Raw genomic sequence first — 23,474 nt, 5'->3', positions numbered from 1 at the left:
GCCTCTCGTGCACAATGAGCAGGAGTCAGGCGGATCCCGCGTGGTATCGCGGGAGGGTCTCGGAAAGCTCTGCCAGGTTCATCGCACTGTCATCATCCGTTGCAGGTCGTTGGGGAAGACGTACCTACAGCTATGGAGGATGGAATGTCTGTTGTGATGGCGCGCGGTGTCTTGTACGTGCACTCAGCCCCTACTGCGTTGTGCCCTCATGTCGAGTGGGCGATCGGCTCGGTGCTGGACAAGCGCCTCGACATGGAGTGGACGGCGCAGCCCGCCGCGCCCGGAATGCTGCGCGCCGAACTCTCGTGGGTCGGCCCCCAGGGATCGGGTGCGCAACTCGCCTCCGCGCTCCGTGGCTGGGCCCACCTGCGGTACGAGGTCACCGAGGAGCAGAGCGCCGGTGCTGACGGCGGTCGGTGGTCGCACACGCCCGAGCTCGGCATCTTCCACGCCACGACGGACGTCCACGGCAACATCATGGTGACCGAGGACCGCATCCGCTACGCCTACGAGGCGGGAGCCGGTGATCCCGCCGCCGTCTACCACGAGCTGTCCCTCGCGCTCGGGGAGTCCTGGGACGAGGAACTCGAGCCCTTCCGCCACGCCGCCGAGGGAGCCCCTGTGCGCTGGCTGCATCAGGTGGGCTGACCGCCCGGACACGCCGCGACCTACGAGAAAGGCGCCACCCGTGCGGGTGGCGCCTTTCTCGCTGGTACAGGCTCAGACGTTCCGGAGCACGATGACGGCGTTGTGGCCGCCGAACCCGAAGGAGTTGCTCAGCGCGACGATGTCGCCGGCGGGCAGATCGCGGGGGGCCGTGACGACGTCGAGGGGGATCTCGGGATCCTGGTTGTCGAGGTTGATCGTCAGGGGGGCCTTGCGCTCGTGGATGGCGAGGACCGTCATGACGGCTTCCACGGCGCCCGACGCTCCGAGGAGGTGGCCGGTCTGCGACTTCGTCGCCGAGACCGCCACCTCGTGCACGTGGTTGCCCAGCGCCGCCTTCAGGGCGATGTACTCCGGCTTGTCGCCGACCGGGGTCGACGTGGCATGCGCGTTGACGTGGACCACGTCCTCGGCCTGGGCGCGGGCGTCGAACAGGGCGGCCTTGAGAGCGCGGGTCGCGCCCAGGCCCTCGGGGTCGGGGGCCGTGATGTGATAGGCGTCCGCGGTCACGGAGGTGCCGGCGAGCTCGGCGTAGATGCGGGCACCGCGGGCCAGGGCGTGCTCCTCGGCCTCGATGACGAGCGCACCGGCGCCCTCACCCATGACGAAGCCGTTGCGGGCCGTGTCGTAGGGACGCGAGGCCAGCTCCGGCTCGTCGTTCCGCCGGGACAGCGCCTGCATGGCGGCGAACGCGGCGATCGGCATGGGGTGGATCGCGGCTTCGGCGCCGCCGCACATGACGACGTCGGCCTTGCCGGACCGGATCAGGTCGAGGCCCAGGTGCAGGGCCTCGGTACCCGAGGCGCACGCGGACACCGGGGTGTGGGCGCCGGCGCGGGCGCCGAGGTCGAGGCTGACTGCCGCCGCGGGACCATTGGGCATCAGCATGGGCACGGTCATGGGCAGGACCCGTCGGGGCCCCTTCTCACGCAGCGTGTCCCAGGCATCGAGCAGCGTCCACACGCCGCCGATGCCGGTCGCGAAGGCCACGGCCAGGCGGTCCTTGTCGATGTCCTCGATCCCGGAGTCCCGCCACGCCTCGCGGGAGGCGACGACGGCGAACTGCGTGGAGGGGTCCATCCGCTTGGCCTCGACCCGGGAGAGGACCTCGGAGGCGGGGGTCGTGATCTGCGCGGCGAAGGTGACCGGCAGCTCGTACTTCTCCACCCAGTCGGCTTCGATGGTCCGTGCGCCCGAGACACCCTTGAGGGAATTGGCCCACATGGACGGGACGTCCCCGCCGATGGGGGTGGTGGCACCGAGTCCGGTGATGACGACTTTGCGTGGCATGGTCACTCTTTCGAAGCTGGGAGGTGCGCCGGCACGACCGGGGCGGGGGGATTACGAGTACGGCCGCTCACGGCGGGGTCGCCGGGAGCGGCCGCAGCGCTCGGAACCGCAGGAACTAGGCCTGAGCGCCCGAGATGAAGTTGACGGCGTCGCCGACGGTCTTCAGGTTCTTGACTTCCTCGTCGGGGATGCGCACGCCGAACTTCTCTTCGGCGTTGACGACGATGGTCATCATCGAGATGGAGTCGATGTCGAGGTCGTCCGTGAAGGACTTGTCCATTTCCACGGACTCCGGCGCGAGGCCGGTCTCTTCGTTGACGATCTCGGCCAGGCCGGTCAGGATCTCTTCGTTGCTAGCCATGGTGGCTCCTTTTCTGTTCTTGCCGGTGCACCGGCGGGGATGGTCAGACCGCACTCTCGCGGTCTGGGCTTGAAAACTAGGGAAGAACCACGACCTGCGCGCCGAACACGAGGCCCGCGCCGAAACCGATCTGCAGGGCGAGCTTCCCGCTCAGCGACGGCTGTTCCTTGAGGGTGCGGTGCATGGCGAGGGGGATCGAGGCCGCGGAGGTGTTGCCCGCGTCCACGATGTCCCGTGCCACGTAGACATGCTCGGGGAGCTTCAGCTGCTTCACCATCTCATCGATGATACGGATGTTGGCCTGATGGGGGAGGAACACTGCGAGGTCGTCCGCGGTCACTCCGGCCGCGTCGAGGGCTTTCTGGGCGACCTTGGCCATCTCCCAGACGGCCCAGCGGAACACCGTGGGTCCGTCCTGGACCATGGTGGGCCAGAGGCTCTCGCGGCCGGCGTCGGCGTCGGCCTCACGCTCCGTGTCGGTGGCGACGGCGCCGAGGGCGTAGTCGCGTACGTCGATGAGGGACCGGTTCATCCGGATGGCCTCGTGCTTGCTGCCGTCCGATCCCCACACGGAGGGCCCGATGCCCGCCGAATCGGCGGGGCCGATCACCACGGCACCGGCGCCGTCGCCGAGGAGGAACGAGATGGTGCGGTCGGCGTTGTCGATGAAGTCCGAGAGCTTCTCGACGCCCACCACGAGGACGTACTCGGCGGTGCCCGCGTGGACCAGCGCGTCACCCTGGGCGATGCCGTAGCAGTAGCCGGCGCAGGCTGCGGAGATGTCGAACGCCGGTGCCGGTGTCGCCCCCAGGCGGTCGGTCAGCTGGGCTGCCGCCGACGGCGTGGCGTAGGGATGCGTCACCGTCGAGACGAGGACGGCTCCGAGCTGGGACGCCTCGATCCCCGCGGCCTCCAGCGCTTCCCGGGCGGCGGCTTCCGCCATGTCGATGACGCTGACGTCGCGGGGCGCGCGGTGCCTGGTGACGATGCCGGTCCGCTGCCGGATCCATTCGTCGGAGGAGTCGATCCACTGGCACACGTCCTCGTTGGTGACGATGACCTCCGGCCGGTAGGCGCCGACGCCGAGGATGCGGGTGTGTTCGCGGAGGGGTGCTTGCTTGAGGGCGGTGATGCTCACTGAGGTCCTTCGGAGGTAAGGGACGGATCGAGATCCGAGGTCCGCGAGTGCTCCTTGAGGAAGCTGCGGGCGGCGTCAAGGTCCTCTGGCGACTTTACTGCGAGTGCCGCCGTACCGCGCATTCCGCGCTTGGCCAGACCGGTCAGCGTGCCTGCGGGGGAGAGTTCGATCATCCCGGTGACGCCCATCTCCTGCAGGGATTCCATGCAGAGGTCCCAGCGGACCGGGCGCGAGACCTGCGCGATCAGGCTGTCGAGGTTGGCCTCTCCCGTGGCGACCGGCCGACCGTCATAGTTGGACACGAGGGTGGCGAGCGGGTCCGTCGGGGACAGGCTCGGGCGCAGTGCTTCCAGGGCCGTCACGGCCGGGGCCATGTGGCTGGTGTGGAAGGCCCCGGCGACCTTCAGGGGGATGACGCGGGCCTTCGCCGGGGGAGCGTCGGCGAGGGCGGCCAGCTGCTCGAGGGTGCCGGCGGCGACGACCTGCCCGCCGCCGTTGGCGTTCGCGGCGGTGAGCCCGAGCTCCGCGAGCACCGCGGCGACCTCGTCCGGATCGCCGCCCAGGACGGCGCTCATGCCCGTGGGCAGGGCGGCCGCGGCTTCGGCCATGGCGTTGGCCCGGACACGGACGAAGGCGACGGCGTCGTCCTCGCTGAGAGCGCCCGCGACGGCCGAGGCGGTCAGTTCACCCACGGAGTGACCTGCGACGACGGTGGCCGCGGTGAGCGGGTGGTCCTGGAGGATCAGGCGCGCGGTCACGAGGCCGGCCGCGACGATCAGCGGCTGGGCGACGGCGGTGTCCCTGATGGTCTCCTCGTCGGAGACGGTGCCGTGGCGGACGAGGTCCGTGCCGGCCCGCTCACTGAGTCGGTCCAGATGGTCGCGGACTCCTGGGAGCTCGAGCCAGGGGCTCAGGAAGCCCGGTGTCTGTGAGCCCTGTCCGGGGCAGGCGATTGCAAGCACTCTTCCAGCTTTCCAAATCGGTGGGGCAATATCGGGTGTTCGGCTGAACCAAGCTCCCTGAGCGTCTTTGTGGGAAGTCTACAAGGAGAGGGGGCGCGCGGCAGCCGTCGTCGCGCCCTGGTCGACGGGTGTCGCGCGTGCTCCCCGCCCCGTCCCGGGCGCCGGACCGCCGGGGCCGGCGGTGGTCTGCGGGGGCGCGAGGCGGCCGACGACGAGCGCCGTCTGGAGGACGTACGCCTCGCGGGGGACGAGCGGATCCCAGCCGGTCACGTCGCAGACACGGCGGAGGCGGTACCGGACGGTGTTCGCGTGCACGAAGAGGGCCCGCGCGGTGGCCTCCAGTGAGTGGCCGAGGCTCAGGTAGGCCGAGAGGGTCTGCTCCAGCCCGTTCGAGGCCGCCAGGAGCGGGCGGTAGATCATCCTGATCAGGGCCCTGCGCGCGGTGTCGTCGCCGGACATCACGCGCTCGGGCCACAGGTCCTCGGAGGAGACCGGCCGGGGCGCTCCCGGCCAGGCCCGGGCGGCCGTCAGTCCCGCGAAGGCCGCCTGGGCCGAGCTGCTGGCGGCGACGAGCGATTCCGCCTCGGGTCCGAAGACGACGGCGCCGTCGCCGAAGAGCTCGCTGATCCTCGGATAGGCCTTGTCCGCGTCACGGACGCCGCCGAGCACGAGGATGAGCCGCTCCCCCTGGATGCCCACGAGGACGTCCTCGGCCAGGCGTCCGGTGACACGGCGGAGCTCGTTGAGGAAGCCGGCGTTCGGCTCCTGCGGGGCGCTGCCGACCATGACGGTGATACGGGCCTGGGACTTCCAGCCGACGGCGGCGATCCGGGAGCGGAGCGCGTCCGAGCTCTCGCCGCGCAGGATCGCGTCCACCACGAGCGCTTCGAGCCGCGTGTCCCAGGACCCGCGGGTCTCGGCGGCGCGGGCGTAGACGTCGGCCGCGGCGAAGGCGACCTCGCGCGAGTAGCGGAGAACGGCTTCCCGCAGGGGCCCCTGGTCGGCGGCGGGCGCCAGGAAGGGCACGTGGTCCTCGACGACTTGCACCACCACGCGGATGAGCTGCAGGGCCTTCTGGAGGCTGATGGAGCGGGTGAGCTCCGTGGGCGCCGTGCCGAAGACGTCGCTGAGGACCCAGGCCGGTGACACGGGCTTCTGGTACCAGTTGACGAAGGACGCGATGCCCTTCTGCGCCACCAGCCCGAGCGCGGAGCGCTCGTCCGGCCGCAGTCCGCGGTACCACGGCAGGTCGGCGTCGAGCTGCCGGAGGGTCGCGGTGGACAGCGAGCCGATCGTGGCGCGCAGCTTCTCGACGGTCGCCGGATCCGGGGGAGCGCTGCCCGCGTTCGTCGCCCCACCGGGGCTCGGGACGCTGGCGGGGACGTCGTGGGGCTGCGGCATCCTCCGAGCATACGGTCTCCGGCAGGCCGCCCTCCATTTGTGAGAAGGCTACAAAAAAGAGGGCGACGGCGGAAGCAGGGTGATCTGCTCCCGTCGTCGCCCCGTCAGGGGACGCCGGGCCTAAGCCTCGCCGCCCGTGTTGCCGGTGGTGCCGGCGTTCACGTCGAGCAGGCGGTACCTCTCGATGGCCTCCTTCGGCGCGTTGGCGTCGACCTCGCCGCGGCGGGCGAGCATCTCGAGCGCCCGGACGACGACGGAGTGGCTGTCGATCTTGAAGTACCGGCGTGCCGCCGCGCGGGTGTCCGAGAAGCCGAAGCCGTCGGCTCCGAGGGTCGCGAACTCGTTCGGCAGGAACTGGCGGATCTGGTCGGGGACGGCCTTCATGAAGTCGGAGACCGCGACGATCGGTCCGGTGGCCCCCTCGAGCTGCTGGGTGATGAACGGCTTGCGTGCATCGGCGCCAGGGTTGAGGAAGGCCTCCTCCTCCGCGTCGAGACCGTCGCGGCGCAGCTCGTTCCAGGAGGTCACGGACCAGACGTCGGCCGAGACACCCCACTCGTCGGCGAGGATCTGCTGCGCCTCGAGGGCCCACGGGACGGCGACGCCGGAGGCGAGGAGCTGGGTCCTCGGTCCGTCGACCTTCGCGGGCTTCAGGAGGTAGATGCCCTTGAGCAGGCCCTCGACGTCCAGTTCCTCCGGCTCGGCGGGCTGCTGGAACGGCTCGTTGTACACCGTGATGTAGTACATGACGTTCCGGAAGGATTCCGGCTTGTCGCCGATGTCCCCGTACATCCGGTTGAGGCCGTCGCGGACGATGTGCCCGATCTCGTAGCCGAACGCCGGGTCGTAGGTGATGACGGCGGGGTTCGTCGACGCGAGGATCGGGGAGTGGCCGTCCGCGTGCTGCAGGCCCTCACCGGTCAGCGTGGTGCGTCCGGCGGTGGCGCCGATGATGAAGCCCCGCGCCATCTGGTCCGCGGCGGCCCAGATGGAGTCGCCCGTGCGCTGGAAGCCGAACATCGAGTAGAAGACGTAGATCGGGATCAGCGGCTCACCCTGGGTGGCGTAGGCGGTCCCGGCGGCCGTGAAGGCTGCCATGGACCCCGCCTCGTTGATGCCCGCGTGGAGGATCTGGCCCTCCACGGACTCCTTGTAGGCGAGGACGAGGTCGCGGTCCACGGACAGGTAGTTCTGGCCCTTGGGGTTGTAGATCTTGGCCGTCGGGAAGAACGAGTCCATGCCGAAGGTGCGGGCCTCGTCGGGGATGATCGGCGTGATGCGCTTGCCGAACTCCTTGTCGCGCATGAGGTCCTTCAGGATGCGCACGAACGCCATGGTGGTGGCGGCCATCTGCTTCCCGGAGCCCTTCTTGGCGGTCGTGTACGCCTTGTCGCCGGGCAGCACCACGTCGGTGTGCTTGGTCCGGCGCTCGGGGACGAAGCCGCCGAGCTCGCGCCGGCGCTCGAGCATGTACTTGATCTCGGGGGCGTCGGCGCCCGGGTGGTAGTACGGCGCGTTGTAGAGGTCGTCGTCGATCTGCTCGTCGGTGACGGGGATCCGCAGGTGGTCGCGGAACGCCTTCAGGTCGGCGTTGGTGAGCTTCTTCATCTGGTGGGTCGCGTTGCGGCCCTCGAAGTGCGGGCCCAGGCCGTAGCCCTTGACCGTCTTCGCCAGGATGACCGTCGGCTTGCCCTTGAACTCGGTGGCGGCCTTGTACGCGGCGTACACCTTGCGGTAGTCGTGGCCGCCGCGCTTGAGGTTCCAGATCTCGGCGTCGGTGAGGTCCTCGACCATGGCCTTCGTCTCGGGCGACTTGCCGAAGAAGTGGTCACGGACGAAGCCGCCGGACTCGGCCTTGTAGGTCTGGTAGTCGCCGTCGGGCGTCTGGTTCATGATGTCGACCAGTGCGCCGCCGTGGTCCTTGGCGAGCAGCGAGTCCCACTCGCGGCCCCAGACCACCTTGATGACGTTCCAGCCCGCGCCGCGGAAGAAGGCCTCGAGCTCCTGCATGATCTTGCCGTTGCCGCGCACCGGCCCGTCGAGGCGCTGCAGGTTGCAGTTGATCACGAAGTTGAGGTTGTCCAGGTTCTCGTTCGCGGCGAGCTGGAGCAGGCCGCGCGATTCGGGCTCGTCCATCTCGCCGTCGCCGAGGAACGCCCAGACCTGCTGCTCGGAGGTGTCCTTGAGGCCGCGGTTGTGCAGGTAGCGGTTCGACTGGGCCTGGTAGATGGCGTTCATGGGCCCGATGCCCATCGACACGGTCGGGAATTCCCAGAAGTGCGGCATCAGGCGGGGGTGCGGGTAGGAGGAGAGGGCGTGGCCCTCCTTCGACTTCTCCTGCCGGAAGCCGTCGAGGTCCTCCTCGGTGATGCGTCCCTCGAGGTAGGCGCGCGCATACATGCCGGGGGAGGCGTGTCCCTGGAAGAAGATCTGGTCGCCGCCGCCCGGGTGGTCCTTGCCCTTGAAGAAGTGGTTGAAGCCGACCTCGTACAGGGTCGCCGCACCGGCGTACGTCGAGATGTGACCGCCGACGCCGATCTCCGGGCGCTGCGCCCGGTGCACCATGACGGCCGCGTTCCAGCGCAGCCAGGCGCGGTACTTGCGCTCGATCTCCTCGTCGCCCGGGAACTCCGCTTCCTGGTCCGCCGGGATGGTGTTGACGTAGTCGGTCGTCGTGACCATCGGCACGCCCACGGACTGGGCGCCGGCCCGCTGGAGGAGCGAACGCATGATGTACTGCGCGCGTTCGGTGCCCTGGACGCGGATCAGCTCGTCGAGGGATTCGATCCACTCGGCAGTCTCCTCGGGATCCCCGTCGGGCTTGCCGACGGTCAGACCGCTCAGAATATCCGCCGTACCTTGTTCTGCAGCCACGTGATGTCTCTCCACTTCCACAGATTATGTCTGTGTCGCTTAATGCCTGCGCACGGCTCGTTGGCCCGCGCAGCGATGTATGCCCGGCGTATGCACCCAGGCCATATGGTGCTTCACTCTATCGCCGCCGTGCGCCCGATGCGTAGCGGGGGCCGGGCCGCCGGGCAGATTACGCCGAGGGCGTGTGCGGGCGCGTACGGCCGGAGATTCGGCCGTCCGCGTCGACGCCGTACCCGAAATCCGTCCGCTGGCTTGATGCTTGGCGCATAAAGGTGTTGGCTGGTAGGCATGCACATCTATAGCAGGATCCGTCGGGCGACAGTCCCGTCTTTCCAGGAGGAGACAAGTGAGCGAGGCTGAAGCCGCCACCGCGGTCGACGTGGCAGGCAAGTTGGGTTTCAAGCAGGGGGACCTCGTTCAGGAACTCGGGTACGACGACGACGTCGACTTCGACTTCCGCGAAAACCTCGAGGACGGTATCGGGTCCGAACTGCTCACGGAGGACGACCAGGACGTCGTCGACGGCGTTCTTCTCTGGTGGCGGACCGGTGACGGCGACCTCGTGGACGCCCTCGTGGACGCCCTGACCTCCCTCGGCGGGAACGGGGTCGTCTGGCTCCTCACGCCGAAGTCGGGCCGGCCCGGATACGTGCCGCCCGCCGACATCCAGGAAGCCGCGCCGACGGCAGGACTGCACTCCACGTCCTCCGCCGGGGTGTCCAAGGAATGGGCCGCCACCCGGCTCGTCAACCGCCGGAAGCAGTAGGACGTGCCCCTCGACGTCGGGTCGGTGGCACCCGGGTTCGCCCTGGCGAACCAGTTCGGCGAGACGGTGACCCGTGCGTCCCTGGTCGGCGGCTCCGTGGTCGTCTTCTTCCCCTTCGCGTTCTCCCGCGTCTGCACGGACGAACTCGGTCAGCTCCGTGACAACCTGGAGATGTTCGACGCCGCGGGCGTCACGCTCGTGGCCGTCTCGGTGGACCACAAGTACACGCTGCGTGCGTTCGCCGACGCGAACGACATCTCCTTCGACCTCCTGGCCGACTTCTGGCCGCACGGCGCGATCACGCGCGCCTACGGTGCGTTCGACGAGGAGCAGGGCTACGCCGAGCGCATCAGCTACGTGCTCGACGGCGCGGGCGTGGTCCGCGCCGTCGTGTCCTCGGCCCACGGGCAGGGCCGACCGATCGCCGACTACGCGCACGCGCTGAGCTCGGTCGAAGCGGCCCTGTGACCGTTCCGGGCGGCGGCATGCGGATGCGTGACGACCTGCCCGGACCGGAGTCCAACCCGGGGCTCGGACTGACCGGCTTCGTCCGTGAGCCTCCGGCGCCCGTCCTCCCGGTACTGGGGGCGGCCGACCGTGAGCTCCTCGACGGGGCCGTCGCCCTGCTCGGCGGGCTGCGGCTGGCCGTGCTGACGGGCGCCGGGCTCAGTACCGACTCCGGCATCCCGGACTACCGCGGTCCGCAGTCCGTGCCGCGTAATCCGATGACCTACCAGCAGTTCGTCGGCGACGAGGCCCTGCGCCGCCGCTACTGGGCGCGGAACCACCTGGGGTGGCGGCACCTCCGCCGGGCGGACCCCAACGCGGGGCACGCCGCCGTCGCACGGCTGGAGCAGCGGGGCCTGCTGTCCGGCCTCATCACGCAGAACGTCGACCGGCTCCATTCGTCGGCCGGAAGCGTCAACGTCATCGACCTGCACGGGACGTTCGACCGCGTGGTGTGCCTGCAGTGCGCCTCGTCCTTCCCGCGATCCCGGATCGCCGAGATCCTCGAGGCACTGAATCCCGGCTATCTCGAGCGGCAGTCCGACGCCGGGGACATCGCCCCCGATGCCGATGCCGACGTGGACGACACCGGCGACTTCGTGATGGCCCCGTGCCCGGTGTGCGAGGGCATGCTCAAGCCGGACTTCGTGTACTTCGGCGAGAACGTGCCCAAGGCCCGGGTGGCCGACGCCTACGCCATGGTCGACGCCGCCGCCGCGCTGCTGGTCGCCGGGTCCTCGCTGTCCGTGATGAGCGGACTGCGCTTCGTCCGCCACGCGGCGAAGGGGGGCAAGCCCGTGGTGATCATCAACCGCGGATGGACGCGCGGCGACGAGTTCGCCTCGCTCAAGATCGAGGTCGGCGTCTCCGAGGCCCTCACCTATCTGGCCGGCCGGCTCCCGGACCTGGCGCTGCCGTAGGCACTGCACCGTGGCGTGCGGGTAGTGGACACCGTGGCGTGCAGGTAGTCAACTTTCCGTCCGAGTAGTGACTGCGGTGTCGGCGCCGGCTGCGCCCCCGTAGCGTCGTCCCATCAGGTCTCTCGAGCAGGGTGGAACAATGCAGCACACAACACGGTCTCTTCTGGTAGCTTTCGGATCCGCGGCGGCGCTCGTCGCAGCACCCCTGGTGCTCGATACGCAGGGCCGGACGGCCGCGGACGAGGCCGTGACCGTCTCCGGCGCCGCGATCGCCCCGCCGGCGTCCGCCCCGCTCCTCGTGGCGCCGTCGGACGGTCCTTCCGCTGCGGGCGGGTCCCCGGCGGCTGCGGCCGACCCGGCGTCGACGACGGCGCCGGGCCCCGTTCCGTCTCCCCCCGCGGACGGGCGGGCCGCCGACCCCGCGGCGGAACTCCTCCCCGGGGAGCCTTCCCCGCAGTGCCCGATCACGGAGGAGGGCGCCTGGTGGACGGATCCTGCCGATCCCTCCACCTGCCAGCGCCCCGGGTCCAGGCCCTTCTTCGAGCCCACGCCGCCCGGCATCGCGCCCGAACTCCTGGAGCCGATCTTCGAGGATCCGGCGACGCCCGGTGCCGGCGACGACTGCCGGATCACCGGGGCGCTGCAGTGCGTCGTCGAGATCATGGGCCAGGACTACGTGGTGACCTTCTCCGACGGCGTACCTGTGGGCGTGGCGGAAGCGCGGGGGTAGGAAGACACGACGGGACGGCCGCTAGAGTGGACGGCGTGCGTGGACAGTGGCAGTGGAATCGGAGGACGGCGATCCTCGTCGTGGGCGCGAGCATGCTGGCGCTCTGCATCGCCGCCCGCAGGCTCGGACTCGGCGTCGACGACGACGGCGGGCCGGCACTGTGGCTCGCCCTGCTCTTCGTGGTCGGCGCGTCCCTGGTGCTCGTTGTCCTGGCCGGAAGGCTGATCGCCGTTCTGAAGGACCGCTGACCGGGCGCTGCGACGGAAGCGCCCCGGACTACCTGTTTTTTCGCTGGACAGGTCGAGTAGCGGCCCCCCGGGTGGCGCACGGGCCGAGCTATTACTGTCGATGCATGAGCTATACAGAGCACCGGTGCCAGTGCTGCGGAGAGGTCTGCGAAACCCTTTTCTGCGCGGAATGCCAGGCCCACGTACGCGCGGCCGCACACTGACCGCAGGCGCGGACGGGAACGCAGAAGGAGCCTCGCAGGTGCGGGGCTCCTTCTGTCTCTGTGGTGGGTCCTACCGGGATCGAACCGATGACATCCACGGTGTAAACGTGGCGCTCTACCAGCTGAGCTAAAGACCCTCGTCCCGTGACACCGTGCCCGGTCCGGGCGGCATCACGAGGATCGACTATACCGGCTCGCGGATCGTCGACGCCAATCCGGGCGCGCCTACTCCTCGGCGGCGAGCTGGCCGCACGCGCCGTCGATCTCCTTGCCGCGGGTGTCGCGCAGCGTGGTCGGGATCCCGGCGTCGCGCAGCCGGTTGATGAACTCGGTGGACACGCTCTTCTCGGAGGCCGTCCAGATGGATCCCGGCGTGGGGTTGAGCGGGATCGGATTGACGTGCACCCAGCCGCGTCCGCGCTGGTTGAGCTTCTTCGCCAGCAGGTCCGCACGCCACGGGTGGTCGTTCATGTCCTTGATGAGCGCGTACTCGATGCTGACGCGGCGCCCGGTGACACGGTAGTAGTTGTAGGCGGCGTCGAGCGCCTCGTCGACCTTCCAGCGCGTGTTGACCGGGATCAGCTCGTCGCGGAGCTCGTCGTCGGGCGCGTGGAGGGACAATGCGAAGGTGACCGGCAGCGATTCCGCGGCGAGCTTGTTGATGGCCGGCACCAGGCCCACGGTGGACACCGTGATGTTGCGGGCGGACATGCCGAGGCCTTCGGGGGAGTCGTCCACGAAGCGGTGGAGGGCACCCATGACGCGCTTGTAGTTGGCCAGCGGCTCACCCATGCCCATGAAGACGATGTTGGTGACGCGGTCGGCGTCGTGCCCGCCGTCCGTGCGCAGGTCGCCGAGGGCCCCCTCGGCGAGGGCACGGTTCGCGGCGACCACCTGGTCGACGATCTCCGCCGTCGACATGTTGCGCGTCAGGCCCGCCTGGCCCGTCGCGCAGAACGGGCAGTTCATGCCGCAGCCGGCCTGCGAGGACACGCAGAGCGTCACCCGGCCCGGGTAGCGCATCAGCACCGACTCCACGAGGGCGCCGTCGAAGAGGCGCCAGAGGAACTTGATGGTGTCGCCGTTGTCCGTGGTGAGTCGCTTCACCTCGGTGAGCAGCGGCGGGAACATGGCCGCGACCAGTTCTTCGCGCCCGGCCTTCGGCAGGTCGCTCATCGCCGCGGGGTCGGTGGTGTAGTGCGAGAAGTAGTGCGTGGACAGCTGCTTGGCGCGGAAGCCCTGGTGTCCCAGTTCCTTCAGCCGCTCCTGCCGTTCCGGCAGGGTCAGGTCCGCCAGGTGCACCGGCGGCTGGCTGACCCGGGGTGATTTGAACTGCAGCAGCGGCCTGCCGTCGCTGGACACGATCGGCGCGGCGCCCTCCACCTCGGGTCGCACCTGGGGGCGCGAGGAGGCGGGGGCAAGGGCAGTGGGGGGAACGGTAACGTCGGACATCCTTATCATTCTTTCACGGATGGCACCAGCGTCCCAGTCGGGTGCGGTGTGGACGGCAGGCGGGAACCGCAGACCGGGCGACATATAGGGGTGCCGGCATCCGCGGGTGTGGCGGCGCGCCGCGTGGCGGTAATAGTGTGAAAGCGACCGGAGGCACCGCGCGGGAACGCGCCCGAAGCTCCGGCACATGCAGCGCGTTGCATGCAGGTGACCAACAACGGAGAACACATTGAGCGCACAGATCGGCGTCACAGGCCTGGCAGTCATGGGAGCCAACCTCGCCCGCAACCTGGCCCGCAACGGCTACACCGTGGCCGTGCACAACAGATCCAACGAGAAGACGGACGCCCTGCTGGAGAAGCATGGCGGGGACGGTGAGTTCGTCCGCACGGAGACCATGCAGGAACTCGTCGACGCGCTGGAGAAGCCCCGCCGGGTGCTCATCATGGTGAAGGCCGGCAAGCCGGTGGACTCCGTGATCGACCAGCTGGTGCCCCTGCTGGAGCCAGGCGACATCGTGATCGACGGCGGCAACTCCCACTACGAGGACACGCGGCGCCGTGAAGCGGCCCTGTCCGCGCACGACCTGCACTTCGTCGGCGTCGGCGTGTCCGGCGGCGAGGAAGGCGCGCTCCTCGGCCCGTCCATCATGCCCGGCGGGTCCCGGGAGGCCTACGACTCGCTGGGCCCCATGCTCGAGAAGATCTCCGCCAAGTACAACGGGGAGCCCTGCTGCCGGTGGATCGGCACGGACGGCGCCGGCCACTTCGTGAAGATGGTGCACAACGGCATCGAGTACGCGGACATGCAGGTCATCGGGGAGGCCTTCGACCTCCTGCGCTCCGGCGCCGGCATCGAGCCGGCCGACCAGGCGAAGATCTTCACCGACTGGAACACCGGGACGCTGTCCTCGTTCCTCATCGAGATCACCGCCGAGGTGCTCGGCCATACGGATGCGCGGACCGGGAAGCCGTTCGTCGACGTCGTCGTGGACGCCGCCGGGCAGAAGGGGACCGGACGGTGGACCGTCGTGTCCGCACTGGCGCTGGGCAGCCCGACGTCGGGCATCGCCGAGTCCGTCTTCGCACGCGCCCTGTCCTCCCAGACGGAGCAGCGCGTGCTGGCCCAGGACATCCTGCAGGGCCACGAGGGCACCGTCGAGCTGCCCGAGACCTTCGTGGAGGACGTCCGGCTCGCGCTGTACGCCTCGAAGCTCGTGAGCTACGCCCAGGGCATCGACATGCTGACGGCCGCGGCCAAGGAGTACGGCTGGGACCTCAGGCTCGACGAGATCGCGTCCCTGTGGCGGGCCGGCTGCATCATCCGGGCCGAGCTGCTCGACGACATCATGAAGGCGTACGCCGGCGGCGACCGCCCGGCCAACCTGCTGCTGGCCCCCGCGTTCGCCGAGTCGATCGCCGGCGCCGTGCCGGCCTGGCGCCGCGTGGTCGCCACCGCCGTCCAGCTGGGCATCCCCGTGCCGGTGTTCTCGGCGTCACTGGCCTACTACGACGGCCTGCGCCGCCCGCGCCTGCCGGCCGCCCTGACGCAGGGCCTGCGCGACCTCTTCGGCGCTCACACCTACAACCGGGTGGACGGCGAGGGCACCTTCCACACGCTGTGGGGCGAGGACAAGTCCGAGATCGAGGCCGTCGACACCCACTGACCGGCCTGCACCCCTCACCACGACGGGAGCCCCGGACCTCGGTCCGGGGCTTCCGTCGTACGGAGGGCCTGCGTCAGATGTAGATCGCCGGGTCCACGTACTCCGCGGGGTCGACGGCCGGCTGTGTCTCGCGGCGGGAGTCCCGGTGGCGGAACGTCGCCGGGATGCCGGTGATGATCGAGTCCGGGGGCGTGTCCTTGACCACGACGGCGTTCGCGCCGACCGCGCTGCCGGCACCGATGGTGATGGGCCCGAGCACCTTGGCGCCCGCGCCGATCGTCACGCGGTCCCCGATGGTGGGATGGCGTTTGACCCTCTCCAGCGAGCGTCCGCCCAGGGTGACGCCCTGGTACAGCATGACGTCGTCGCCGATCTCCGCGGTGCTCCCGATCACGACCCCCATCCCGTGGTCGATGAAGAACCGGCGGCCGATGGTGGCGGCGGGGTGGATCTCCACGCCGGTGAGGGCACGCGCCAGCTGGGCCAGCGCGCGGGCGGGGAACCGCAGCCTCTCGTCGCGCCACATCCGGTGGGTCAGGCGGTGCACCCAGATGGCATGCAGCCCCGAGTACACCACGGTGGTCTCGAACGGGCCACGCGCAGCCGGATCGTGGGTGCGCGCGGTCTCGAGGTCCTCACGCAGTCGTTCTAGAAAACTCACCGGGTACCTTCTCGTGGGAATGGTCGGGGACGCACGTCGCGGCAGGATCAGCCGCGGATGTCGTCGAAGAGGATCGTGGAGATGTAGCGCTCGCCGAAATCGCACACCACGGCCACGATGAGTTTACCGGCGTTCTCGGGACGCTTCGCGAGTTCGAGCGCCGCCCAGACGATGGCCCCCGACGAGATGCCGCCGAGGATGCCCTCCTGGGTGCCGAGCGCGCGGGCCACCCGCACCGAGTCCTCCACCGTGGCGTCCATCACTTCGTCGTAGATCTCGCGGTCGAGGTTCTCCGGGACGAAGTTGGCGCCGAGGCCCTGGATCTTGTGCGGGCCGGGAGCGCCGCCGTTGAGGATGGGGGAGTCGGCCGGCTCGACGACGACGATCTGCACGCCGGGCTTGCGTTCCTTGAGGACCTGGCCCACGCCGGTGATCGTCCCGCCGGTGCCCACGCCGGCCACGAAGATGTCCACCTCGCCGTCGGTGTCCTCCCAGATCTCCTCCGCGGTGGTGGTGCGGTGGATCTCGGGGTTCGCCGCATTCGCGAACTGCTGCGCCCAGATGGCGTTCTCGGTCGTCGCGACGATCTCCTTCGCGCGATCGACGGCGCCCCGCATGCCCTCGGAGCCGGGGGTGAGGACGATCTCGGCGCCGTAGGCCCGGAGCATGACGCGCCGCTCGGTGGACATGGTCTCCGGCATGGTCAGCACCACCTTGTACCCGCGGGCCGCGCCCACCATGGCCAGGGCGATCCCGGTGTTGCCGGAGGTCCCCTCCACGATCGTGCCGCCGGGCCGCAGGGCGCCGGCCTTCTCGGCGGCGTCGATGATGGCGACGCCGATGCGGTCCTTGACGCTGTTGGCCGGGTTGTAGAACTCGAGCTTGACGGCGACCTGCGCCTCGAGCCCCTCGGTCAGCCGGTTGAGGCGGACGAGGGGAGTACGCCCGACCAGTTGGGTGACGTCGTCGTAGATCTTTGCCATGGGGAGCCTGCCTTTTCGGGAGTGGGGGGAGGTGCGGGGAGTCGTCGTGGGTGGGGCGGCGCGGGCCCGCTCCGGGGCGACGGCGGTCAGCCTAACGGCCGGGCGCCGGCGCTCCTACGCGGCCAGCCACTGGGCGTAATACTTCCGCGCCTTCGCGAGCTTCGGGTTGATGATGACCTGGCAGTAGCCCTGCTCGGGATGCTTGGCGTAGAAGTCCTGGTGCCAGTCCTCGGCGATGTGGAAGCGGGGGAGCCGGCTGACCTCCGTGACGATGGGGTTCTTCCAGTTCTCCTGGTTGCGGCGGATCGCGTCCTCGAACAGTTCCTTCTGCTCCGTGTCCTGGTGGTACATCACGCTGCGGTACTGGGTGCCGACGTCGTAGCCCTGCCGGTTCAGCGTGGTGGGGTCGTGGGACACGAAGAACATGTCCAGGATGACGTCCTCGGGGACGACCTCCTCGTCGAAGGTCACCGCCACCACCTCGGCGTGCCCGGTGATCCCGGAGCAGACGCTGTCGTAGTCCGGGTTCCTCGTGTGACCGCCGGTGTAGCCGGAGACGACCTCCGTCACGCCGCGGGTCTTCTGGTAGACGGCATCGAGGCACCAGAAGCAGCCCCCTCCAAGCACAAAAGTCTTCATGACTGTGTCAATGCGCGCCACGCGCCGATGATTCCCGCGCCCGTTCCGCCGTCGGTCGACGGCGCGGACTTGGCGGGCCCGTCGGCGGCGGGTATTACTGGTGTCATGGACCACAACGAGCACGACGACGCCACGGCCGGCCCTGGGACGACGACGGCTCCGACCGTCGGCGACGTGCTCCTCGCCATCGAGGAGCTGTGGCCCGAGAGCCTCGCGGAGGACTGGGACAAGGTGGGGCTGGTGGCCGGCCGGTCCGGGAAACGGGCGGACAGGATCCTGTTCACCGTGGACCCCACCGCGGCCGTCCTCGACGAGGCGCTCGACTGGGGCGCGACGATGATCGTGTCCCACCATCCGCTGCTCCTCAAGCCCGTCTCCTCCGTCGCCGCGTCGGGCTTCAAGGGGGAGGCCGTCCACCGGCTGATCGAGGCAGGCTGTGCCCTGGTCACGGTCCACACCAACGGGGACAGCGCGGTCGGGGGAGTGTCCGACGTCCTGGCGGACGCCCTCGGCCTGCAGGACGTGCGGCCGCTCACCCGGGCGGCGGACGGGCTGCCCGAGGAGGGCATCGGGCGGGTCGGGGACCTCGGGGCGCCGATGACGCTCGGCGACTTCGCGGAAGTGGTGTTCTCCATCCTCCCCGCCGTCGCGGGCGGTGTGCGCGTCGCCGGCGACAAGGACGCACCGGTGCGCAGGATCGCCGTCTGCGGCGGTGCCGGCGATTCCCTCTTCGACAGCGTCCGGTCGAGCCGTGCCGACGTCTATGTGACCGCGGACCTGCGGCACCACCCGGCGTCCGAGGTCAGGGAGGCAGCGGCCGGTGCCGCGCCGTACCTGATCGACGTCTCGCACTTCGGCAGCGAGTGGCTGTGGCTGACGCCCGCCGCCGAGGCCCTCGCCAACGTCCTCACCGATCAGGGTTTCACCACGGACATCCGGGTGAGCGGGGTCAACACCGACCCCTGGGACTTCGTCCTCACGCCCGGTCACTGACCGCCGCCCCGGGCGTCGTGGCCTAGGCTGGGACGACGCCCACGCCCGCTCGTCGTGCCCCATCCGTCCCATCCTGGAGGTTTATCGTGGCCAAGGCTGCACCCGAGGAACAACTCCGCCTGCTCGACCTGCAGGCCCTCGATTCGACCCTCAACAAGCTCTCCCGCCAGGCCGCCGCCGCGCGCAGCAATCCCGAGATCGGGATCGTCGCCGGCCGGGTGGCGGACGTGGACGGCGAACTCGTCCGCGCGACCACGGAACTCGGGGACCTGCAGCGCGAACTGACCCGCGCGGAGGACGAGGTCCAGTCCGTCGTCAACCGCCTCGAACGCGACGAGAAGCGGCTCAACAGCGGCACCGGGACCTCGAAGGACCTGACCGCCCTGCAGCACGAGGTCGCGACCCTCACGAAGCGGCGATCGGACCTCGAGGACGTCGAACTCGACGTCATGGAGCGCGTGGACACGGCACGGGCCGCGCAGGCCGAGGTGCAGGGGCGCACGAACGGCGTCCGCGCGGAACTCAAGGCCCTCGAGGACGCCCGGGACGCCGAGCTGGCCGCCATCGATGCGCAGCGCGCGCAGGTGCAGGCGCAGCGGGACGAGCTCGCCGCCACCTTCGACGCGCCGCTCCTGGCCATCTACGACCGGATCCTGGCCCGTCGCGGTGTGGGCGCGGCACGCCTCTTCCACGGGAAGTCCGAGGGATCGGGCATGCAGCTGAGCCCCGGCGACCTCGCCGACATCTCCGCCGCCGCGCCCGACGACGTCGTCCTCTGCCCCGACTCCGGCTGCATCCTCGTCCGCTCCAGCGACTGGGGAAACCAGCAGCCGTGACGGATCAGCAGTTGTTCGACCCCTATGCCCAGGACCAGGACCAGGACGAGGACCAGGACCGCGCGCAGCAGGACCTGCCCGCACGCCTGGTCGTCGAGGCCGACGGCGGATCCCGCGGCAACCCCGGGCACGCCGGCTACGGCGCCCTGGTGCGCGATCCCGACACGGGCCGCATCCTCGTGGAGAAGGCCGCCTACATCGGCAAGGCCTCCAACAACGTCGCCGAGTACTCCGGACTCGTGTCCGGCCTCGAGCTCGCCCGCGAGATCAACCCGCAGGCCGCCGTGCACGTGAAGATGGACTCGAAGCTCGTCGTCGAGCAGATGTCCGGGCGGTGGCAGATCAAGCACGCCGACATGCGCGTCCTGGCGGCCCGGGCGCGGAAGGTCCTCGATCCGCGCCGTGTGACCTACGAGTGGATCCCGCGCGAGCGGAACAAGGACGCCGACCGGCTGTCCAACGAGGCGATGGACGCCGGCATGGCGGGCGTCGACTGGAAGCCCCGCGCCGCCACGGCCGCGCCGTCGACCGCGCCGTCGGGTGCTCCGACGACCGCACGCGAGGCTCCCGCGCAGGAAGCGCCCCGCCGCGTGGGCCGCCTGCACCACGTCGAGGTGTGGACGAAGGATCTTCCCGCGGCGGACGCCAGCCTGGGCTGGCTCCTCGAGCGGCTCGGGTTCCCCCGCAGGGAGTCGTGGAAGAACGGCGCGAGCTTCGGGTCCGAGGAGTTCTACGTGGTCCTGGAGAGCGGACCGGACGTCGCAGCGGACGGGCACGACCGCCGTCGTCCCGGGGTGAACCACCTCGCGTTCCGCGCCGGCTCGCGCGCCGACGTCGACCTCCTGGTCCGGCGCGCGGCCAGCCACGGCTGGTCGCTGCTGTTCGCCGACCGCCACCCGTTCGCGGGCGGCCCCGAGCACTACGCCGCGTACCTCGAGAACGCCGAGGGGTTCGAAGTGGAGCTCGTCGCCGACTGACCGTCGGCCCTCCCCGCGCCCGCCCAGCTACTGCCGCGACCCGGTGGGCATCCACCCGGATGCCCACCGACGCGGCCGACTCGACGGGCCCGGAGCTCCCGTCAGTCGAGCACGATGTTCAGCTGCGCGGGTTTCCGCCCGGTGGCCGGCTCGAGTTCGGCCGTCCATTTCTCGCGGGCGGCCCCGAGCAGGGCGTCCGGCGTCGCGGGTGCTGCACCGCGGCGCGTGATCAGGTGCCGGGCGAGCTCGCCCCGCGTGTGCTTCGCGAAGTGCGAGACGACCGTCCGCTTCCCGTTCCGGACCTGGAACACGTTGACGGCGGCGCTCTGCTGCGGCGGTGAGGCCCAGGCCGCCGCGTACGTGCTCGACCGGCAGTCGACGATCAGGCCGTCCTCCGCGTGGTGCGCCAGGGGAGCCGCGAGATGCTTCCTCCAGTAGGTCGCGAGGCGCCCCGTGCCCGGGAGGTCCACCGACATCGACAGGCGGTACGCCGGGATCCGGTCGCCGAACCCCACGGCGCCCCACAGGGCGGACACGACGACGCACTGATCCCGCGCCTTGCGGCGCTGCACGGCGGTCATGCCGGCATAGTCGAGGGCGTCGTACAGGACCCCCGAGTAGATGTCGTGGGCGGGGGCGGCGGGTGCCACGTCCAGCACCAGGTTCCGTGCCACGTCCTCGGCGAGGGACGCCCCGACGCCGAGGACCGCGTGCGCGTCGTCGGCGGCACTGGCGGTCCTGAGGGCGTGGAGCACGGCCCGGCGCGCGTCGTTGAGCTCGGGGAAGTGGAGATCGTCGAGGTGGAGCGGGGCACCCGTACGGGCTGCGGACTTGCCTTCGGACGGGGGGAGCAGGATCAGCACCGATCCACTGTATCCAACCCGGGCCGACGACCCGTGCGCGGCAGCCGGCGGCGTCGCGGTCACCTAGAATGGTCACCGGATGGGTCGACCAGGCGGCCGCGTTGGACGGTGCGAGAGCATCCGCTCCACCGAGGAACGTCCGGGCTCCGCAGGGCAGGGTGGTGGGTAACGCCCACTCGGGGTAACCCGCAGGCCAGTGCCACAGAAAAGAGACCGCTCCCGCCGCAGGCTTCGGCCGGCGCGGGCAGTAAGGGTGAAAAGGCGGTGTAAGAGACCACCAGCGTGCCGGGTGACCGGCACGGCTCGGTAAACCCCACCCGGAGCAAGGCCAGACAGTGCGCGATCGAGGGCTGCCCGCCCGAGTGCACGGGTAGGCCGCTGGAGGGCGTCGGCAACGGCGTCCGTAGATGGATGGTCGCTACTCGCGGGCCGGCGACGGCGCGCGATGACAGAACCCGGCGTATCGGTCGACCCATCCCTCGACCTCCCCCGGCGGGACAGCCGACGACAGCCGGGACCGGATGAGCTGCTTCCTCGATCCGCAAACCCGTGCAAGGCCTCCGGCGCGTCACACGTTGTCGCGGGACCCCGCTCGTCCTACTGTGTGAACACCGCTGCGGGTCTCATACGCAAGCGCTGCGGTAGGAACGGGTCGGCCTGCTGCTGGGGCTTCGGGGCCGGCCCGTTCGCCTCGACCCGGCCGCGTGATCGCTGGCATGAAACGGTCCCCCGTACCCGGTCTCAAGAGGTAGGGGGACCGTCCGGCGTCTATAGCCGCCTCGGGAGTTCGTCGACCGCGATACTGCTGGGGGAACGATCGCGGGACGCACTCCCTGCTCCATGGTGCTCTTCCACCGACCGCCCTGCAATCGCAGGGGTCGTGCTAAGCCAAGGGAGAAATCGGGAACAATGGTCCGATATTTCCGTTGCCGAGGCGAATGATTATCGGACGTGGCCGCGAACCCGTCAAGACTCGACGAACCGCTGCCGAAAACCGGCCGCGGCGGCCCGATCGTCGGGGGCGCTCTGGCTTAGGGTGATCGGATGAGCACCGGGGGCACTGCCGAACGACACCTGTTCGTGCGCAACAGGAACTTCCGCGCACTCATGGTCTCCAGTACGTTCGGCGTGCTCGGCAACGCCGTCGCGGCAGTGGCGCTGCCCGTCATCGCCGCGGTGGAACTCGATGCCAGCAACTTCGAGGTCGCAGCCCTCGCCGGCATGACCTTCCTGCCCTGGCTCCTCTGCGGACTGCTCATCGGCGTATGGGTCGACCGGCTGCCACGCAAGCCCGTGATGCTCGCGTCCCTCGCCGTCCGCGTCGTGGTCCTCGCCCTCCTGCCCGTCGGCTACTGGTTCGGGTTCCTCAGCACTCCCTTGCTGTTCGCCGCCGCATTCATCGCGGGCGTGGCCGGCGTCTTCTTCCAGCTCGCGGACGCCGCCCTGGTGCAGCAGGCCGTCACCCCGGACGAGCTCATGGAGGGCAACGGCCTGATCACGGGCTCCGGTGCCGCCGCGGACGCAGCAGGACGCTCCGCAGGGGGATGGCTCTCCGGGACCGTGGGCGCCTCGAACACGCTGATCGTGCAGGTGACGACGTCGGTCATCGCGCTGGTGGCCATCCAGCGCCTGGACGTCAAGGAGATCGTCCGCCCGCGGAGCGACCACCGGATCGTCCGGGAGATGTGGGAAGGGCTGCGCTACACCTTCAGCACCGCCCCGCTGCGCGCGCTCCTCCTCAACGCCGCACTCTGGAATCTCGGCGGCAACATCTCCGCGTCACTGCTCGTGCTGCTGGTGCTGAGGACCCTCGGGGAATCGGAGCTGTGGCTCGGCCTGCTGCTGGCCGCATCGTCCATCGGGGGAGCTGTCGGCGGGGTCACGGCCAACTCCCTGGGTGAGCGCTTCGGCTCCGGGCCGCTGTGGCGCTGGTCCATGGTGCCCGGGGTGTTCGGCTACGCCTCCCTCCTGATCCTCTCGCCGGGGGCCGGTATGCTCTGGGGGCTCCTCGGCATGTTCGTGATGGGCGCGAGTGTCTCCTGGAACATCGTCGTCGGTACGAGCTTCCGTCAGCGCGTCTGCCCGCCGGACATGATGGGCCGTCTCGGCGCCGCGTCGCGCACGGTGAGCTGGGGCATGCTCGCGCTCGCAAGCCTGCTGGCAGGAATCCTCGCGGAGACCGTCGGCATCCGCGAGGCCGTCCTCATCGGCGTCCTCATCGCGTGCACCGCTCCATTGGTGGCCCTGCTGGGACCCCTCCGGGGCGTGAAGCGGCTGGAGGACCTCGTCGAGGCCCCGGCGGCCGCTGCGCAGGTCCAGGTCACGAAGAACACCTGAC

General features: G+C 70.0%; 22 protein-coding genes, 1 tRNA gene and 1 other RNA gene. 12 read left to right on the top strand and 12 right to left on the bottom strand.

From position 1 onward, the window contains the following. Nucleotides 1–144: 144 nt before the first annotated feature. Nucleotides 145–648 (top strand): DUF3145 domain-containing protein, encoded by a 504-nt coding sequence (locus RY94_RS13105; RefSeq protein WP_043445754.1) that lies wholly within the window; start codon nt 145–147, stop codon nt 646–648. 72 nt (nt 649–720) lie between these two features. On the opposite strand, the gene fabF is transcribed toward RY94_RS13105, so the two are convergent. The 6 genes from fabF to aceE form a co-directional block, all read right to left on the bottom strand. Beyond that, nucleotides 721–1,956: a beta-ketoacyl-ACP synthase II gene (gene fabF, locus RY94_RS13100; protein WP_043445750.1), complete on the bottom strand. Its 1,236-nt coding sequence runs from the start codon at nt 1,954–1,956 to the stop codon at nt 721–723. Between the two features lie 115 nt (nt 1,957–2,071). Then, the gene (locus RY94_RS13095; RefSeq protein WP_043445747.1) at nt 2,072–2,317 is read right to left on the bottom strand and encodes an acyl carrier protein; all 246 of its coding nucleotides are present in this window, start codon (nt 2,315–2,317) and stop codon (nt 2,072–2,074) included. A gap of 76 nt (nt 2,318–2,393) precedes the next feature. Next, complete coding sequence (locus RY94_RS13090; protein WP_043445745.1) at nt 2,394–3,455, bottom strand: beta-ketoacyl-ACP synthase III; 1,062 nt, start codon at nt 3,453–3,455, stop codon at nt 2,394–2,396. Then, the gene (locus tag RY94_RS13085) at nt 3,452–4,417 is read right to left on the bottom strand and encodes an ACP S-malonyltransferase (protein ID WP_043445743.1); all 966 of its coding nucleotides are present in this window, start codon (nt 4,415–4,417) and stop codon (nt 3,452–3,454) included. Before RY94_RS13085 ends, RY94_RS13090 begins: the two co-directional genes overlap by 4 nt. 78 nt (nt 4,418–4,495) lie before the next feature. After that, nucleotides 4,496–5,818 carry a PucR family transcriptional regulator gene (locus tag RY94_RS13080; protein WP_082046341.1) on the bottom strand — a complete coding sequence of 441 codons (1,323 nt, stop codon included), beginning with the start codon at nt 5,816–5,818 and terminating at the stop codon, nt 4,496–4,498. A 120-nt stretch (nt 5,819–5,938) separates the two neighbouring features. After that, complete coding sequence (aceE, locus tag RY94_RS13075; RefSeq protein ID WP_043445740.1) at nt 5,939–8,692, bottom strand: pyruvate dehydrogenase (acetyl-transferring), homodimeric type; 2,754 nt, start codon at nt 8,690–8,692, stop codon at nt 5,939–5,941. Between the two features lie 346 nt (nt 8,693–9,038). Between aceE and RY94_RS13070 the strand changes: the two genes are divergently transcribed. The 5 genes from RY94_RS13070 (at nt 9,039) to RY94_RS13050 (ending at nt 11,863) form a co-directional block, all read left to right on the top strand. Then, on the top strand, nt 9,039–9,458 hold the full coding sequence (locus tag RY94_RS13070) for a DUF3052 domain-containing protein (protein WP_043445737.1): 420 nt from the start codon (nt 9,039–9,041) through the stop codon (nt 9,456–9,458). 3 nt (nt 9,459–9,461) lie between these two features. Next, the gene (locus RY94_RS13065) at nt 9,462–9,926 is read left to right on the top strand and encodes a redoxin domain-containing protein (RefSeq protein WP_043445735.1); all 465 of its coding nucleotides are present in this window, start codon (nt 9,462–9,464) and stop codon (nt 9,924–9,926) included. 23 nt (nt 9,927–9,949) lie between these two features. After that, nucleotides 9,950–10,885 carry an NAD-dependent protein deacetylase gene (locus RY94_RS13060; RefSeq protein WP_043446652.1) on the top strand — a complete coding sequence of 312 codons (936 nt, stop codon included), beginning with the start codon at nt 9,950–9,952 and terminating at the stop codon, nt 10,883–10,885. A gap of 139 nt (nt 10,886–11,024) precedes the next feature. Further along, nucleotides 11,025–11,615, top strand: a complete 591-nt coding sequence (locus tag RY94_RS13055) for a hypothetical protein (protein ID WP_156135171.1) — start codon at nt 11,025–11,027, stop codon at nt 11,613–11,615. Nucleotides 11,616–11,650: 35 nt separating this feature from the next. After that, nucleotides 11,651–11,863, top strand: coding sequence for a hypothetical protein (locus RY94_RS13050; protein WP_156135170.1), 213 nt, complete (start codon nt 11,651–11,653; stop codon nt 11,861–11,863). A gap of 264 nt (nt 11,864–12,127) precedes the next feature. On the opposite strand, the gene RY94_RS13045 is transcribed toward RY94_RS13050, so the two are convergent. After that, a tRNA-Val gene (locus RY94_RS13045) sits at nt 12,128–12,203 on the bottom strand. 88 nt (nt 12,204–12,291) lie between these two features. Beyond that, nucleotides 12,292–13,518: a 23S rRNA (adenine(2503)-C(2))-methyltransferase RlmN gene (gene rlmN, locus RY94_RS13040; protein WP_043445724.1), complete on the bottom strand. Its 1,227-nt coding sequence runs from the start codon at nt 13,516–13,518 to the stop codon at nt 12,292–12,294. Nucleotides 13,519–13,747: 229 nt separating this feature from the next. Between rlmN and gndA the strand changes: the two genes are divergently transcribed. Beyond that, nucleotides 13,748–15,184: an NADP-dependent phosphogluconate dehydrogenase gene (gene gndA, locus RY94_RS13035; RefSeq protein ID WP_043445722.1), complete on the top strand. Its 1,437-nt coding sequence runs from the start codon at nt 13,748–13,750 to the stop codon at nt 15,182–15,184. 73 nt (nt 15,185–15,257) lie between these two features. Here gndA and epsC read toward each other — a convergent pair whose 3' ends face one another. The 3 genes from epsC to msrA all read right to left on the bottom strand — a co-directional run bounded on the left by epsC (nt 15,258) and on the right by msrA (nt 17,467). Continuing rightward, nucleotides 15,258–15,845, bottom strand: a complete 588-nt coding sequence (gene epsC / locus RY94_RS13030; RefSeq protein ID WP_043445719.1) for a serine O-acetyltransferase EpsC — start codon at nt 15,843–15,845, stop codon at nt 15,258–15,260. A gap of 47 nt (nt 15,846–15,892) precedes the next feature. Further along, nucleotides 15,893–16,828, bottom strand: a complete 936-nt coding sequence (gene cysK / locus RY94_RS13025) for a cysteine synthase A (RefSeq protein WP_043445716.1) — start codon at nt 16,826–16,828, stop codon at nt 15,893–15,895. 114 nt (nt 16,829–16,942) lie between these two features. Further along, nucleotides 16,943–17,467, bottom strand: coding sequence for a peptide-methionine (S)-S-oxide reductase MsrA (msrA, locus tag RY94_RS13020; RefSeq protein ID WP_043445714.1), 525 nt, complete (start codon nt 17,465–17,467; stop codon nt 16,943–16,945). Between the two features lie 105 nt (nt 17,468–17,572). On the opposite strand from msrA, the gene RY94_RS13015 reads away from it, so the two are divergent. From RY94_RS13015 to RY94_RS13005, 3 genes are all read left to right on the top strand, one after another. Further along, the gene (locus RY94_RS13015; protein WP_043445712.1) at nt 17,573–18,460 is read left to right on the top strand and encodes a Nif3-like dinuclear metal center hexameric protein; all 888 of its coding nucleotides are present in this window, start codon (nt 17,573–17,575) and stop codon (nt 18,458–18,460) included. A gap of 86 nt (nt 18,461–18,546) precedes the next feature. Then, nucleotides 18,547–19,296 (top strand): zinc ribbon domain-containing protein, encoded by a 750-nt coding sequence (locus RY94_RS13010; protein ID WP_043445709.1) that lies wholly within the window; start codon nt 18,547–18,549, stop codon nt 19,294–19,296. A gap of 74 nt (nt 19,297–19,370) precedes the next feature. Beyond that, nucleotides 19,371–20,273, top strand: coding sequence for a reverse transcriptase-like protein (locus RY94_RS13005; RefSeq protein WP_043446649.1), 903 nt, complete (start codon nt 19,371–19,373; stop codon nt 20,271–20,273). 101 nt (nt 20,274–20,374) lie between these two features. On the opposite strand, the gene RY94_RS13000 is transcribed toward RY94_RS13005, so the two are convergent. Further along, nucleotides 20,375–21,136 (bottom strand): YaaA family protein, encoded by a 762-nt coding sequence (locus RY94_RS13000; protein ID WP_043445706.1) that lies wholly within the window; start codon nt 21,134–21,136, stop codon nt 20,375–20,377. 80 nt (nt 21,137–21,216) lie between these two features. Between RY94_RS13000 and rnpB the strand changes: the two genes are divergently transcribed. Together rnpB and RY94_RS16965 are read left to right on the top strand one after the other, a co-directional pair. Further along, nucleotides 21,217–21,615, top strand: an RNA gene (gene rnpB / locus RY94_RS17005) — RNase P RNA component class A. Nucleotides 21,616–22,180: 565 nt separating this feature from the next. Next, nucleotides 22,181–23,473 (top strand): MFS transporter, encoded by a 1,293-nt coding sequence (locus RY94_RS16965; protein ID WP_052274335.1) that lies wholly within the window; start codon nt 22,181–22,183, stop codon nt 23,471–23,473. Nucleotide 23,474: the final 1 nt, after the last annotated feature.

It is taken from the genome of Arthrobacter sp. L77, from assembly GCF_000816565.1.
GTDB classification, from domain to species: domain Bacteria; phylum Actinomycetota; class Actinomycetes; order Actinomycetales; family Micrococcaceae; genus Arthrobacter_D; species Arthrobacter_D antioxidans.
Note: the sequence above shows the minus strand (reverse complement) of the source record. Positions and strands in the feature narration are given on the sequence as shown.

Coding starts and splice junctions, on each gene's coding strand:
- RY94_RS13105 (WP_043445754.1), top strand. CDS start 145: ATGTCTGTTGTGATGGCGCGCGGTGTCTTGTACGTGCACTCAGCCCCT.
- fabF (WP_043445750.1), bottom strand. CDS start 1,956: ATGCCACGCAAAGTCGTCATCACCGGACTCGGTGCCACCACCCCCATC.
- RY94_RS13095 (WP_043445747.1), bottom strand. CDS start 2,317: ATGGCTAGCAACGAAGAGATCCTGACCGGCCTGGCCGAGATCGTCAAC.
- RY94_RS13080 (WP_082046341.1), bottom strand. CDS start 5,818: ATGCCGCAGCCCCACGACGTCCCCGCCAGCGTCCCGAGCCCCGGTGGG.
- RY94_RS13060 (WP_043446652.1), top strand. CDS start 9,950: ATGCGTGACGACCTGCCCGGACCGGAGTCCAACCCGGGGCTCGGACTG.
- RY94_RS13055 (WP_156135171.1), top strand. CDS start 11,025: ATGCAGCACACAACACGGTCTCTTCTGGTAGCTTTCGGATCCGCGGCG.
- rlmN (WP_043445724.1), bottom strand. CDS start 13,518: ATGTCCGACGTTACCGTTCCCCCCACTGCCCTTGCCCCCGCCTCCTCG.
- cysK (WP_043445716.1), bottom strand. CDS start 16,828: ATGGCAAAGATCTACGACGACGTCACCCAACTGGTCGGGCGTACTCCC.
- msrA (WP_043445714.1), bottom strand. CDS start 17,467: ATGAAGACTTTTGTGCTTGGAGGGGGCTGCTTCTGGTGCCTCGATGCC.
- RY94_RS13015 (WP_043445712.1), top strand. CDS start 17,573: ATGGACCACAACGAGCACGACGACGCCACGGCCGGCCCTGGGACGACG.
- RY94_RS16965 (WP_052274335.1), top strand. CDS start 22,181: ATGAGCACCGGGGGCACTGCCGAACGACACCTGTTCGTGCGCAACAGG.